At 65.8% G+C, this 13,150-nt stretch carries 14 protein-coding genes; 9 read left to right on the plus strand and 5 right to left on the minus strand.

Annotation, left to right across the window (positions count from 1 at the left end; all coding sequences use genetic code 11):
* The first annotated feature begins 8 nt into the window (after positions 1–8).
* The 4 genes from DK847_RS04740 (at position 9) to DK847_RS04755 (ending at position 4,487) form a co-directional block, all read left to right on the plus strand.
* Positions 9–362: a sarcosine oxidase subunit delta gene (locus DK847_RS04740; protein WP_111196491.1), complete on the plus strand. Its 354-nt coding sequence runs from the start codon at positions 9–11 to the stop codon at positions 360–362.
* Positions 359–3,367 carry a sarcosine oxidase subunit alpha family protein gene (locus DK847_RS04745; protein ID WP_111196492.1) on the plus strand — a complete coding sequence of 1,003 codons (3,009 nt, stop codon included), beginning with the start codon at positions 359–361 and terminating at the stop codon, positions 3,365–3,367. Before DK847_RS04740 ends, DK847_RS04745 begins: the two co-directional genes overlap by 4 nt.
* Positions 3,360–3,962, plus strand: coding sequence for a sarcosine oxidase subunit gamma (locus DK847_RS04750; RefSeq protein ID WP_111196493.1), 603 nt, complete (start codon positions 3,360–3,362; stop codon positions 3,960–3,962). Before DK847_RS04745 ends, DK847_RS04750 begins: the two co-directional genes overlap by 8 nt.
* A 201-nt stretch (positions 3,963–4,163) precedes the next feature.
* Entirely contained in the window at positions 4,164–4,487 is a 324-nt protein-coding gene (locus tag DK847_RS04755; RefSeq protein WP_111196494.1) for a GIY-YIG nuclease family protein, read from the plus strand.
* Positions 4,488–4,586: 99 nt separating this feature from the next.
* Here the strand turns inward: DK847_RS04755 and DK847_RS04760 are convergent, their stop codons facing one another.
* Complete coding sequence (locus DK847_RS04760) at positions 4,587–5,456, minus strand: methylenetetrahydrofolate reductase (RefSeq protein ID WP_161957152.1); 870 nt, start codon at positions 5,454–5,456, stop codon at positions 4,587–4,589.
* 193 nt (positions 5,457–5,649) lie between these two features.
* Between DK847_RS04760 and DK847_RS04765 the strand changes: the two genes are divergently transcribed.
* Entirely contained in the window at positions 5,650–6,639 is a 990-nt protein-coding gene (locus DK847_RS04765) for a GlxA family transcriptional regulator (RefSeq protein ID WP_111196495.1), read from the plus strand.
* A gap of 229 nt (positions 6,640–6,868) precedes the next feature.
* Here the strand turns inward: DK847_RS04765 and DK847_RS04770 are convergent, their stop codons facing one another.
* Genes DK847_RS04770 through DK847_RS04785 form a run of 4 tightly spaced genes read right to left on the minus strand, consistent with a single transcriptional unit; the run spans position 6,869 to position 9,633 of the window.
* On the minus strand, positions 6,869–8,236 hold the full coding sequence (locus DK847_RS04770; RefSeq protein ID WP_111196496.1) for a sensor histidine kinase: 1,368 nt from the start codon (positions 8,234–8,236) through the stop codon (positions 6,869–6,871).
* A complete protein-coding gene (locus tag DK847_RS04775) occupies positions 8,226–8,897 on the minus strand; it encodes a response regulator transcription factor (RefSeq protein WP_111196497.1) in 672 nt (223 codons plus the stop codon). Before DK847_RS04775 ends, DK847_RS04770 begins: the two co-directional genes overlap by 11 nt.
* A gap of 12 nt (positions 8,898–8,909) precedes the next feature.
* Positions 8,910–9,170: a PepSY domain-containing protein gene (locus DK847_RS20540; protein WP_161957153.1), complete on the minus strand. Its 261-nt coding sequence runs from the start codon at positions 9,168–9,170 to the stop codon at positions 8,910–8,912.
* Between the two features lie 10 nt (positions 9,171–9,180).
* The gene (locus tag DK847_RS04785; RefSeq protein WP_146256049.1) at positions 9,181–9,633 is read right to left on the minus strand and encodes a hypothetical protein; all 453 of its coding nucleotides are present in this window, start codon (positions 9,631–9,633) and stop codon (positions 9,181–9,183) included.
* Positions 9,634–9,759: 126 nt separating this feature from the next.
* On the opposite strand from DK847_RS04785, the gene DK847_RS04790 reads away from it, so the two are divergent.
* The 4 genes from DK847_RS04790 to DK847_RS04805 all read left to right on the plus strand — a co-directional run bounded on the left by DK847_RS04790 (position 9,760) and on the right by DK847_RS04805 (position 13,149).
* Positions 9,760–10,653, plus strand: a complete 894-nt coding sequence (locus DK847_RS04790) for a LysR family transcriptional regulator (protein ID WP_111196499.1) — start codon at positions 9,760–9,762, stop codon at positions 10,651–10,653.
* A 60-nt stretch (positions 10,654–10,713) separates the two neighbouring features.
* Entirely contained in the window at positions 10,714–10,926 is a 213-nt protein-coding gene (locus tag DK847_RS04795) for a hypothetical protein (protein ID WP_111196500.1), read from the plus strand.
* A 211-nt stretch (positions 10,927–11,137) separates the two neighbouring features.
* The gene (locus DK847_RS04800; protein WP_111196501.1) at positions 11,138–11,629 is read left to right on the plus strand and encodes a formate dehydrogenase subunit gamma; all 492 of its coding nucleotides are present in this window, start codon (positions 11,138–11,140) and stop codon (positions 11,627–11,629) included.
* Positions 11,626–13,149: a formate dehydrogenase beta subunit gene (locus DK847_RS04805; RefSeq protein ID WP_111196502.1), complete on the plus strand. Its 1,524-nt coding sequence runs from the start codon at positions 11,626–11,628 to the stop codon at positions 13,147–13,149. The genes DK847_RS04800 and DK847_RS04805 overlap by 4 nt, the downstream gene beginning before the upstream one ends.
* Position 13,150 lies beyond the last annotated feature (1 nt).

A 13,150-nucleotide genomic window follows, 5' to 3' on the forward strand; every position in this document is an offset into this window, starting at 1 on the left:
TAAGCCCGATGCTAGTCGTCAAATGCCCCGTCTGCGGCGCCGAAGGTGACGAGACGGATTTCCACGCCGGCGGCCAGGCGCATATCCGCCGCCCCGCCACCCATGATCCCGCACACGTCACGGACGAGCAGCAGCGCAACTACCTGTTCATCCGCATCAACCCCAAGGGCCTGCATTTCGAGCGCTGGCGCTGCGACCGCGGCTGCGGCAAGTGGTTCCACGCCGCGCGCGACACGGTGACCATGGAGTTCAAGGCCTTCTACGGCATCACCGAGCTGCCGCCGCGCGATGTCATCGCCCAGGCCAAGGGCCAGTGGGCCGAGTATTTCGAACACCGCCTCAAGTCGGAGCACAAGGCATGAGCAAGCCATATCGTCTGGGCTCCGGCGGCCGCCTCGTCGACCGCACCAGGAAAGTGAGCTTCTCCTTCGACGGCAAGACCGTCCAGGGTTTCGCAGGCGACACCGTCGCTTCCGCCGTGCTGGCCTCGGGCCAGCGCGTCTTCGGCCGCAGCTTCAAGTATCACCGCCCGCGTGGCGTCATCGGCCTCGGCTCCGAGGAAATGAACGCGCTCGTCGGCGTGGGCGATGGCGCGCGGCATGAGCCGAACCTGCGCGCCACCCAGGTCGAGATCTTCAACGGCCTTACCGCCGTGTCGCAGAACCGCTGGCCGTCCCTCAACTGGGACGTGGGTGCGATCAACAACACCTTCTCGCGCCTCATCCCCGGCGGCTTCTATTACAAGACGCTGATGTGGCCGCAGTCCTTCTGGAAGCATGTCTACGAGCCCTTCATCCGCCGCGCGGCTGGCCTCGGCAAGGCGCCGGAAGGCCGTGACCCGGATACCTACGAGCAGATCCACGTCCATTGCGACGTGCTCGTCATCGGCGGCGGCATCGCCGGCCTCGCGGCAGCCGAAGCCGCCGCGGCCAATGGCGCCAAGGTCATCATCGCCGACGAGAACCCGCAGCTGGGCGGCCTCGCCGACATCTCGGGCGGCGCCATCGAAGGCCAGTCGCTCACCGAGTGGACGGCCGCCAAGGGTGCGAAGCTCTATGCGGCAGAGAACGTGCATGTGCTGAACCGCACCACGGTGGTGGGCCACTGGCACCACAATTTCGTGATGCTGTTCGAGCGCGTCGCCGACCATGACCCGGCGCTCCTCTCTCAGGGCGTGCCGCGCCATCGCCTGTGGAAGGTGCGTGCGCATCAGGTGATCCTTGCCACGGGCTCGATCGAGCGTCCCATCGCCTTCGCCAACAACGACCGTCCGGGCGTGATGCTGGCGTCCGCCGCCCGCGGCATGGTGGAGCGTTATGGCGTTGCGCCGGGGTCCAATGGCGTCGTCTTCACCAACAACGACGATGCCTACCAGACGGCCATCGTGCTGAAGGATGCGGGTGTGGGCGTCCGCGTCGTCGACAGCCGTGCGCGCGCCGAAGGGGCTCTCCCCAACAAGGCGCGCGAGATGGGGATCCCGGTCGATACGGGCTCCGTCATCTCGGCCGTCAACACCACCTGGGGCGGCCTCAACATCACCGACGTCAAGATCGCCTCCTACCGCAAGGGCCAGGGCCGGGTGATCAAGGAGACGAAGGCGGATTGTGATTTCGTCGCCATGTCCGGCGGCTGGAACCCGGCGCTGCACCTCTGGTGCCACAATGGCGGCAAGATCCGTTTCGACGATGCGCTGCAGGCCTTCCGGCCCGACAAGCATCACGACCACATCACCGCCATCGGAGCCGCCAACGGCCATTTCGGCCTGCACCAGATCCTCGAGGAGGCCTACCACGCCGGTTCGAAGCTCTCCGGCAACGGCAATCTCCATTCCGTTCCGGCCGCCCAGCAGGCCGAGGAGCGCCCGCTGGAACCGATCTGGTTCGCGCCCGCCACGGGCAAGTACAATGAAGGCAACAAGCACTTCATCGATTACCAGAACGACGTGACGGCGGCCGACCTCGAGCTCGCCCAGCGCGAAGGCTACGAGTCGGTGGAGCATACCAAGCGCTACACCACCTTCGGCATGGCCACCGACCAGGGCAAGACGTCGAACATCAACGGCCTCGGTGTCATTTCCGAAGCCAGCGGCAAGACCATCCCGGAAGTGGGCATCACCACCTTCCGCCCGCCCTACACGCCCTTCTCCTTCGGCTCGGTGGCGGGTGTCCTCACCAAGGACCTGTTCCTGCCCATCCGCCGCACCGCCATCTACCAGTGGCATGTGGACCATGGCGCGGTGTTCGAGCCCGTTGGCCAGTGGCGCCGCGCCTATACCTATCCGCGCAATGGCGAGACTAACCACCAGTCGATCGACCGCGAGATTCTTAGCGTGCGCAACAAGGTGGGCCTGCTCGATGCCTCCACCCTCGGCAAGATCGAGATCAAGGGGCCGGATGCAGCCGAGTTCCTCGACCGCATGTACACCAACATGTTCTCGACGCTGAAGATCGGCAAGTGCCGCTACGGCCTGATGATGAACGAGCTGGGCTTCCTCACCGACGACGGTGTGACCGTGCGGCTCGGTGACGACCACTTCCTGATGCACACCACGTCCGGCGGTGCGGACCGCATCTCGGCCTGGCTCGAAGAGTGGCTGCAGACCGAGTGGACGCATTACAGGGTCTTCGTCACCAACGTGACGGAGAACTGGTCGCAGTTCGCCATCGCGGGGCCCAAGGCGCGCGAGGTGCTGAAGAAGCTCGACCCGAACTTCGACCTGTCGAACGAAGCCCTGCCGCACATGTCCTTCGTCGAAGGCAAGCTCGGCGCCTACCCCGTTCGCGTCTACCGCATCTCCTTCTCGGGCGAGCTCTCCTACGAAGTGGCGACGCCTGCCAATTACGGCCTCGGCCTGTGGACGGCGATCGTCGCGGCGGGTGAGGAATTCGGCCTTGAGCCCTATGGCACCGAAGCGCTCCACGTGCTGCGCGCCGAGAAGGGTTACATCGTGGTGGGCGACGAAACCGACGGCACCACGACGCCGATCGACGTCGGCCTCGACGGCCTCGTCTCCAAGAAGAAGGCGGACTTCCTCGGCAAGCGCTCGCTGGAACAGTCCTATCTCAAGGGCCCGAACCGCAAGCAGCTCGTCGGCCTCCTCACCGAGGATCCGAACGACGTTCTCCCCGACGGCGCCTATGCCGTGCGCCAGGTGAAGGACAAGCCGCCGATGGAGATGATCGGCCAGGTCACCTCCTCCTACCGCTCGCCCACCCTCGGCCGCTCCATCGCCATGGCGCTGATCGAGAATGGCCGCAACCGCATGGGCGAAACCATCTCCTTCCCGCTCCCGGGCGGCAAGGTGGTGCGCGCCAAGATCACCGACACCGTCTTCTATGACAAGGAAGGGGCCAAGCTGAATGTCTGAGCTCTCTTATCAATCGCCGCTCGCCGGCGTGACCGCTCCTGCCGGCCTCTCGATCTCCATCCGCGAGATCACCGAGCGCGGCATGATCGATCTCCGCGGCCTCACCTCGGATGCTGCCTTCATGGCTGCCGTCAAGGGCGTGCTGGGCGTGGAGCTTCCGACGAAACCCCGCACCTCCGTGACCTGGGGCGACGTCAGGGTCCTCTGGCTCTCGATCGACCAGTGGCTGATCCTCAGCTCGCGCCACAAGGCGCATGAGCTGCTGGCCAGCCTGCGCGAAGCACTGCAGGGCATCCACTCGCTCGTCGTCGACGTCTCCGACATGCGCGCGGTGATCCGCCTCGAGGGCGACGGCTGCCGCGAGGTGATCATGAAGGGCACGTCGCTGGACCTGCTCGACCCCGAATACGTGCAAGGCTGCTGCCGCCGCATGCGCTACGCCGAAATCGCCGCACTGCTCGACGTGTTGGAAGACAATGTCTTCGACATCTACGTCTTCCGCAGCTACGCGCACTACACCTGGAACTTCCTCTGCGCCACCGCCAGGGCGCCGGCGAAGCTGAAGCTGTTCGGCAAGCAGGACGTTCCGGCGTAAGCCGGGGACCAGATCATTAAAGACCGTCATCCCGGCGAAAGCCGGGACCCCGCTTTGTATCCGTGCACGCTGAACGATTTAGCGGGGCCCCGGCTTTCGCCGGGGTGACGGACGATGGGGAATGCATGTTTCCTGGAACGTAATCGATTTTCCTGTTCCGCTCGACCTTTCTTGGACGCCAAGGTCGCCTTACCATGTGGCATGGAGAAATATCCCGCGGTCTACATCATGGCGAGCCGTTATCGCGGTACTCTCTATGTGGGCGTGACGAGCAACCTCTATTCCCGCGTTTGTGATCACAAGAACGGCACGACACCCGGTTTCACGTCCGATTACGCGGTGCACACACTCGTCTGGTACGAGCATCACATGACGGTGGACGCCGCCATTCTCCGCGAAAAGCGGATCAAGGAATGGAAACGAAATTGGAAGATTGAACTGATCGAGAAGATGAATCGGGATTGGCGCGATCTTCACGATGACATCGACGTGCTTGCGACACTCGTCGAAGACGACCCCCTATAGCACCGTCATCCCGGCGAAAGCCGGGACCCCGCTTTGCATCGGCACGGGTTGAACCAAAGCTGGGTCCCGGCTTTCGCCGGGATGACGGCTTTAGAAATATCACTTCACCGTGGCCAGCCAGTCGAACAGCTTGTCGAAACCGCCGAACGGATAGAGGTGCGGGCCGGCGATGCCGAGGTCGGGCTGGCCGTAATGCACCTGCGCGAGGCCGGCCACGAAATCGTCCGGCGTGTTGACGGTGAGCAGCTTGGTGATGTTCAGCGCCTGCTTGCGGATGAAGCGGGCGGAATTGCCCACGCCGCACATGGCGGCATATTTCACCAGCGTCTTGATGGTCGCCGGGCCGGGAATGCCCACATAGATCGGAAGCTCGATCCCCTCGGCGCGCAGGCCCCTAGCCCACTCGGTCACGGGGCCGGCCTCGAACAGGAACTGCGTGGCGATGAAGCCGTCGAGGCCATTGGCCTTGAGATAGGCCTGCTTCTCCTTCAGCGCCTTCACCAGCACCGCCTCGCCATGGACCTTGGTGATGTCCGGGTTGCCCTCGGGGTGGCCGGCGATGCCGATGGTCTTGACGCCATTGGCCTGGAACACGCCGGTGTTCAGTAGCTGGATCGCCGCGTCATACTGGCCGATGGGCTCCGGCGCACCGCCGCCCAGCACCAGCATGGTGTCGGAGCCGGCTTCCGCCAACGCCTTGATGCGGGCGCGGAGGTCGGCCTCGTCCTTGACGAAGCGCGCGGGCACATGCGGCACCGGCTGGAAGCCCGCCGCCTTCAGCTGCTTCACCGCCTCGATCTGGGCGCCAAGATCGCCCGCATCGATGAGGGCCACGAAGACGCGGCAGCCGGGCACCAGCTTCTCCTTGAGCAGGGCAAGCTTCTCGACCTGCTTCGGCGTGATCTCGATCGAGGACAGGCGCAGGAAGGAGGCAGTGGAGGATCCGGCAGCGGTGATCGGGGCATTCATGGGGAAAACGGGCTCCGTTGAGGTGGCCGGAGATTGCGCCAGCCAGAAAGGCCCCGCCCGGATGTTTGCGACCCCGCCATGATGAATGCGACCGGACCCATCGCGCCGTGTCGTTTTCCACCTGCGACATGACGCTGGTGGACAATGCCCGAACTTTGCGCAAAAAGGGTCGAAACAGGAGTTTCCGCCCCCGATGTTCGGCGATCCCCCCAAGCAACTGCCCCAGCACATGGCCGTGGTCGTGGTGCCGGAATTCACCATGATGCCGGTGACATCGGCCATCGAACCGCTGCGGATTGCCAACCGCATGTCGGAAAAGACCCTCTACAAGTGGACCATGCATTCCCTCGACGGCCAGCCCGTGGCGGCCTCGAACGGCATCCTCGCCATGGTCGACGGCGATCTCTCGGCGATCTCCGAGGATGCGACGATCCTCGTCTGCGCCGGCCTCAACGTGCAGCGCCACACCGACAAGCGCCTCGTCGCCTGGCTGCGCAAGGTGGCCCGCAAGGGGGTGAACATCGGTGCTGTCTGCACCGGCGCGCACATCCTCGCCGAGGCGGGCCTGCTCGACGGCTACAAGTGCACCATCCACTGGGAGAACATGCCGGGCTTCACCGAGGCCTTCCCGGAGCTCGATGCCACCGGCGGGCTGTTCGAAATCGATCGTGACCGCTTCACCTCCGCCGGCGGCACCACGGCCCTCGACATGATGCTAACCCTCATCGCCAGCCAGCACGGGCCGGAGCTCGCCTCGGCGGTCGCGGAAGGCATCCTGCATTCGCCGATCCGCCACCACAGCGAACACCAGCGCATGTCGCTGCCCGCCCGCATCGGCGCCAGGCACCCCAAGCTCGTCGGCATCATCGAGGAGATGGAGGAGAACCTCGAGGAGCCGCTCTCGCCCTCGATTCTCGCCAAGCAGGCCGGCCTCTCCACCCGCCAGCTGGAGCGGCTGTTCCGCCGCTATCTCGACCGCAGCCCCAAGCGCTACTACCTCGAACTGCGCCTCAAGAAGGCGCGCTCGCTGCTGTTGCAGACCGACATGTCGGTGATCAACGTGGCGCTGGCCTGCGGCTTCTCCTCGCCCTCGCATTTCTCCAAGTGCTACCGGGCCTTCTATGGCCGCACGCCCTATCGCGAGCGCGGCATCCCCGTCATCGAGGGGGCGGAGGCGGTCTGAAACAAACGAAGGGCGGGCCCCTTGGGACCCGCCCCTCGGCAGTGCCTTCGCGACCGGGGGGATCTGACGAACGGCACGTTTCGAGTTTCTCAATTAAAACGTTTACATTGCCGCAGCCCAAGGTGGAAGGGCCATCAGGTTATAGCGCCATGCGTGTGGTGCATGAAGGGCCACTGGCCGGGGAACACATCGTCCAGCCTGAGCTAAGATTTTGTTATAAAATAACTTTCTACAAGACTGCCGGCAGCGTCAAAAGCACCCGCAACCCGCCCAGCGCAGCATCGTCCAGTTGCACGCTCCCCGCGTACATGGCCGCCGTCTCCCGCACGATGGAGAGGCCGAGCCCGGAGCCCGGCTTGGTTTCGTCCATGCGCTGGCCGCGCTTCAGGGCCTCAGCCCGCTTCTCCGCCGGCAGGCCCGGACCGTCATCCTCGACCGCGATCGCAAGCAGGCTGCGGCCCGCGGTGGCGGCCTGAAGCCGGGCCGCGACGCTCACCCGCCCGGCTGCCCATTTGCAGGCATTGTCGAGCAGGTTGCCCACCATCTCCTCGAGGTCCTGCCGCTCGCCGCGGAAACGCAGGCCGTCGGGGCAATCGACGGTGACGGTGACCCCCTTGTCGCGGTTGATGCGTTCCAGCGTGCGGGCCAGCGCGTCCAGCACCGGCTTCACCTCGGTGACGGCGCCGAGCCCCTGGGCGCGGGCCGCGCGGCGCGCCCGGTCGAGATAGAGGTTCACCTGGTCGCGCATCAGCCCGGCCTGTTCGGCCACCTTGGCGGCGAGCGGGGTTTCCTGCCCCGCCGCCTCGTTGGTCAGCACGCTGAGCGGTGTCTTTAGCGCATGGGCCAGGTTGCCCACCTGGGTGCGCGCCCGCTCCACGATTTCGGCATTGGACTGGATCAGAAGGTTCAGCTCCTCCGCCACGGGCCGGATCTCGGCGGGATATTCGCCCTTGAGCTCGCTCGCCCCGCCCTGGCGGATGGCCAGCAGGTTGGCCTGCATGGCGCGCAGGGGCCTGAGCCCGAAGCGCACCTGCGCGAGGACGGCGAGCGCCAGGCCCAGCGCCAGCACCACGAGGCTCACCACCAGCGCGCGGTTGAAGCTCCTCACCTCGGCGGAAAGCTCATCGTAATTGCCGGCCACCAGCACCGAATACTTCCGCGTGCTGCCCGGCAGCGTGAACACCTGCTCGATCGCCCGCAGCGTCACGCCCAGCGTGTCGGTGAGGTAGAAGCCCTGCACGCCCTCCTTGCCGGCAAGCTCCGGCGGCAGCGTGAGGCGCTGTTCGAGCAGCGAATTCGATGCAAGGTCGGCAGCACCCCCAGCCTTGTCCACCGGCACCACCTGCCAGTACCAGCCCGACAGCGGCAGGCCGAAGCGCGGGTCGACGATGGCGGCGGAGAGCCGCGGGCTTCCCTCCGCCGTCACTTCGATATTGGCCAGGAGACCGTCGAGCACCGAGCGCAGGCGCTGGTCGAAGTTGCGTTCGAGCGCGGCCGTGAAAAGGTTCGCCAGCAGCAAGCCCGTGGCGGCGAGCAGCACCACACTCACGACAAGCGACGAGAGGATGAGCCGGCTCGACAGCGAGCTAGGGCGCATCGTCTGGCTCGGTGACGGTGTAGCCCATGCCGCGGATCGTATGCAGCACGTCGACGCCCAGCTTCTTCCTCAGGCGGCCGACGAACACTTCGACGGTGTTCGAATCGCGGTCGAAGTCCTGGTCATAGAGATGCTCGACGAGCTCGGTGCGCGACACCACCTTGCCCTTGTGATGCATCAGATAGGAGAGCAGCCGGAACTCCAGCGAGGTGAGCTTCACCGGCAGGCCGTCGACGCTGACGCGCGCCGCCTTGGTATCGAGCACCACCGGCCCCACCGCGATCTCGCTCGAGGCATGCCCGGCCGCGCGGCGCAACAGCGCGCGGATGCGGGCCAGCACCTCCGCCATGTGGAAGGGCTTGGCGACATAGTCATCCGCCCCCGCATCGAAGCCCGCCACCTTGTCCGACCAGCGGTCGCGCGCGGTGAGGATCAGCACCGGCATCTTGCGCCCGGCGCGGCGCCACTTCTCGAGCACGCTCACGCCGTCGAGAATGGGGAGCCCCAGGTCGAGGACCACCGCGTCATAGGGCTCGGTATCGCCGAGGAAGTGCCCCTCCTCGCCGTCCTTCGCGGCATCCACCGCATAGCCCGCATCCTCCAGCGCCGCGGTGAGCTGGCGGCGGAGGTCCGGATCATCCTCGACGACGAGCAGCCGCATCGCTTGTCCCCGCTATTGCGAAACCTGGCCGGTCACGGCGTCGACCAGCACCTGGATCACCGCGCCATCCTGCTTCAGCCGCACCACATAGGCGCCGCCCTTCAGCTTGACGCCCAGGGGCTCCGCCCCCGGCACCGCCTGCAGCGCCAGCTTCACCGCCTCGGACGGCGCCACCTGCGCCTCCTGCGCGCCAGCCGGCAAGGCCCACAGGGCGGCCGCCAGCAGGGTTCCCGCAATGGTCAATGGCTTGCGCATGGCTGGGGCTTGTCTCATGTCCGGCGTCCTAACCCTTCCTATCTGAACCGCGCATGAATGGAAATCCCGTGCGCTTGCGGGCGGTCACGGCATCCGCCACCTTCTCGATCGAGCGGCCGCCGATGTAACCGCCCGCCCCCACCGTCAGTGTTCTGACCAGCGTGTTCATGGCCCTGATGTCGCGTTCGCTCGTGGCGGCATTGGCCTCCGCCGAGAGCGTGCCGATCTGGGCCTCGAATTCGGTGAGCCGCTGCTGCAGCAGCGCCTTGAAGCGGGCGAGTGTGGCCCGCGTGCCCTGGGGCCTTCCACGCGCGGCACCGCGCAGTTTCCAGCCCTCCAGACGAGCACGGCAGGCCAGGGCCTGCCGTGTTATTCCAGCGTCTGCGGCAATCGTGGCCACCGCCTCGATGCCATGCTCGTATCTCTCCCGCACCCGCGCCCAAACGGCAGCGGGCGCCGGTTCATCACCGTCGCCGCTCATGTCCTCACCCATTTGTGGAGTATGCGCCTTTATACCCCAACGAGCGCGCGCTGTCAAGGACTAAATTCGCTTCAGAGGAATTTTCTTTGTCCTTGAAGTCTCCCCCGCCCCGGCTATTCCAGTGCCATGGATATCCGCCAGCTCCAGTATCTCGCAGCGCTCGCGCGCGAAAAGCACTTCACCCGTGCCGCCCAGGCCTGCCACGTCACGCAGCCCACGCTGTCGGGCCGCATCCGCCAGCTGGAGCAGGAGCTGGGCGTTCCCATCGTCGAGCGCGGCCAGCGCTATATCGGGCTCACGCCCGAGGGCGAGCGCGTGCTGAAATGGGCGCATCTCATTCTCGACAACTGGCAGAGCCTCACCCAGGAGCTCGGCACCATCCGCTCCAGGAAGGGCGAACTCGTCGGCCGTCTCGTCCTCGGCGTCATTCCTTCTGCCCTGCCGAAGGTCTCGATGCTCACCCGCGCCATGGAGCGCGAGCACCGCTCGGTCGAGTTCACCGTGCTCTCGCAGTCCTCCGAGGAGATCCTGCGGAACCTGCACGAGCACGCCATCGATGTCGGCATCACCTACCTCGACAACGAGCCGGTGGAGGGCCTGATGCAGCATCCGCTCTACGAGGAGCACTACAGCCTCTTCGTCGGCGAAACCTCTCCGTATGCGGATAAATCTTCCGTCACCTGGACAGAGGCGGCGCAGGAACCCCTCTGCCTGCTCACCCCCAACATGCAGAACCGCCGCATCATCGACCGTGCCTTCGCGGTGGCCAATGTCCACCCCTCGCCCCGGCTCGAGACCAATTCGATCATGAACCTGCTCGCCTCGGTGAAGTCGATGGGGCTGTCCTCCATCATGCCGGACTACTTCATCCATGTTCTGGGCAAGCTCGAGGGGGTCAAGGCCATTCCCCTCACCAACCCGAAGGTGGAGCACAAGGTCGGCCTCGTCGGCCTGCCGCGCGAGCCGCTTTCCCCCCTGGTCGCCGCCCTCTTCGCCACCGCCCGCACGCTGAAGGCTTGATTTCGGTCAAGGACGGGATTCGCCCCCTCCGCCAAGGTGCACGCTATAGGAGCACCGACCATGAAATATTCGACCGACGGCACCCACGCCCACTGCGCAACCCATAATTGCTACGTCTCCCTGAACCAGACCGAGGGCCAGTGCCGCGACGATCACCGCTGCAACGACGAAGTTTGCCCGCTCGAAAAGGAACTGGGCCGCCCTCGCTTCGGCAAGGCGCTGGACATGATGGCGGCAGGGATCGGCCAGGTGATGGGGAAGATCGGGGGTTAAGCGGTCGTTAACGAGGCGACAATCCTGATCTTCCAAAGCTCATCATGCCCGGGCTCGTCCCGGGCATCCTTTTCGACCGCTCGAAGAAGATCGCCGGGACACGCCCGGCGACGACGGACTGGAAGGGGGCCGGCCCCCTCATAACCCCTGCCTATGACCCCATAGCGTCCGTCAATTGGAATTTACACTCGTCCTGCGCCATTAAGTTGGCATGGCTCAGAAAACCACCCTGCTCGATCTTTCCCCGCGCGAGGCGACGGCCGCCCGGGAGATCGCCCTCCGCTACGGCAACCGCCCCGATGCGCTGCTGGAAATCCTCCATGACCTGCAGCATCAGCTGGGCTTCATCCCCGAGGCCGCCCTTCCGGCGCTCGCCAAGTCGCTCAACCTGTCGCGCGCCGAGGTGCACGGTGTCGTCACCTTCTATCACGACTACCGCCGCGAGCCCGCCGGCCGCCACGTGATCAAGGTCTGCCGGGCCGAGGCCTGCCAGTCCATGGGCGCCAATGAACTCGTGGGCATGATCGAGCGTTACCTCAAGGTGAAGCTGGGCCAGACCACCGCCGATGGCGCGATCACGGTCGAGGCCGCCTACTGCCTCGGCAATTGTGCCCTCTCCCCCGCCGTCATGGTGGACGAGAAGCTGGTCGGCCGGGTCGACGCCAGGAAGTTCGAGAAGATCGTCGCGGAGTGCCGCTCATGAGCAAGGTCTATGTCCCGCGCGACTCAGCCGCCCGCTCGGTCGGCGCCGATGAGGTGGCCGCCGCGCTGGCCGCCGCCGGCCACGAAGTGATCCGCAACGGCTCGCGCGGCCTCCTGTTCCTCGAGCCCCTCGTCGAGGTCGAGACCAAGGACGGCCGCATCGCCTACGGCCCCGTCACCGTCGAGGACGTGGCCTCCCTTCCGATCGCCACCGCAGGCGCCCACAAGCTGCGCCTCGGAAACATCGAGGATCACCCCTACCTGAAGAACCAGGAGCGCCTCACCTTCGCGCGCTGCGGCATCACAGATCCGGTCTCGGTTTCGGACTACGTGGCGCACGGCGGCTTCGAGGGCCTGAAGAAGGCGCTGGGCCTTGGCCGTGCCGCCATCGTGGCCGAGGTCACCGAATCGGGCCTCCGCGGCCGCGGCGGTGCGGGCTTCCCCACCGGCATCAAGTGGAAGACCGTCCACGATGCCGCCGCCGACCAGAAATACATCTGCTGCAACGCCGACGAGGGCGACAGCGGCACCTTCGCCGACCGCATGGTGATGGAGGGCGACCCCCTCATGCTCATCGAGGGCATGACGATTGCCGGCATCGCCGTGGGCGCCACTAGGGGCTACGTCTATATCCGCTCGGAGTACCCTGACGCCATCGCCACCATGAAGGAGGCGATCGCCGCCGCGGTCGCCGCCAAGTGGCTGGGTGCCAATATTCAGGGTACGGACAAAACCTTCCACCTCGAAGTCCGCCGCGGTGCGGGTGCCTATATCTGCGGTGAAGAGACCGCGATGCTCGAATCGATCGAGGGCAAGCGCGGCACGGTGCGCCCCAAGCCGCCGATCCCCGCACTCGAGGGCCTGTTCGGCAAGCCCACCGTGATCAACAACGTGCTGAGCTTCGCGGCTGTCCCCTTCATCCTCGCCAAGGGGGGTGCTGCCTACAAGAACTACGGCATGGGCCGCTCGCGCGGCACGCTGCCCTTCCAGCTCGCCGGCAACATCAGGCAGGGCGGACTGGTCGAGAAGGCCTTCGGCGTCACGCTGCGTGAGCTGGTCGAAGGCTTTGGCGGCGGCACCTTCACTGGCAAGCTCATCCGCGCCATCCAGGTCGGCGGCCCGCTCGGCGCCTATGTGCCTGCCGCGCAGCTCGACATGCCGATGGATTACGAAACCTTCGCCGCCGCGCAGGCCATGGTCGGCCACGGCGGCATCGTGGTGTTCGACGAGTCGGTCGACATGGCCCAGCAGGCCCGCTTCGCCATGGAGTTCTGCGCCATCGAGTCCTGCGGCAAGTGCACGCCCTGCCGCATCGGCTCCACCCGCGGCGTCGAGGTGATCGACAAGATCATCGCCGGCGATGACCGTGACGCCAACCTGGATCTGCTGGCGGACCTCTGCCAGACCATGACCGATGGTTCGCTCTGCGCCATGGGCGGGCTTACCCCCATGCCGGTACTGAGCGCCATCAAGCATTTCCCCGAAGATTTCGACAAGCCCGCCAAGATCGCGGCGGAATGAG

It is taken from the genome of Aestuariivirga litoralis (assembly GCF_003234965.1).
Classification (GTDB): Bacteria; Pseudomonadota; Alphaproteobacteria; order Rhizobiales; family Aestuariivirgaceae; genus Aestuariivirga; species Aestuariivirga litoralis.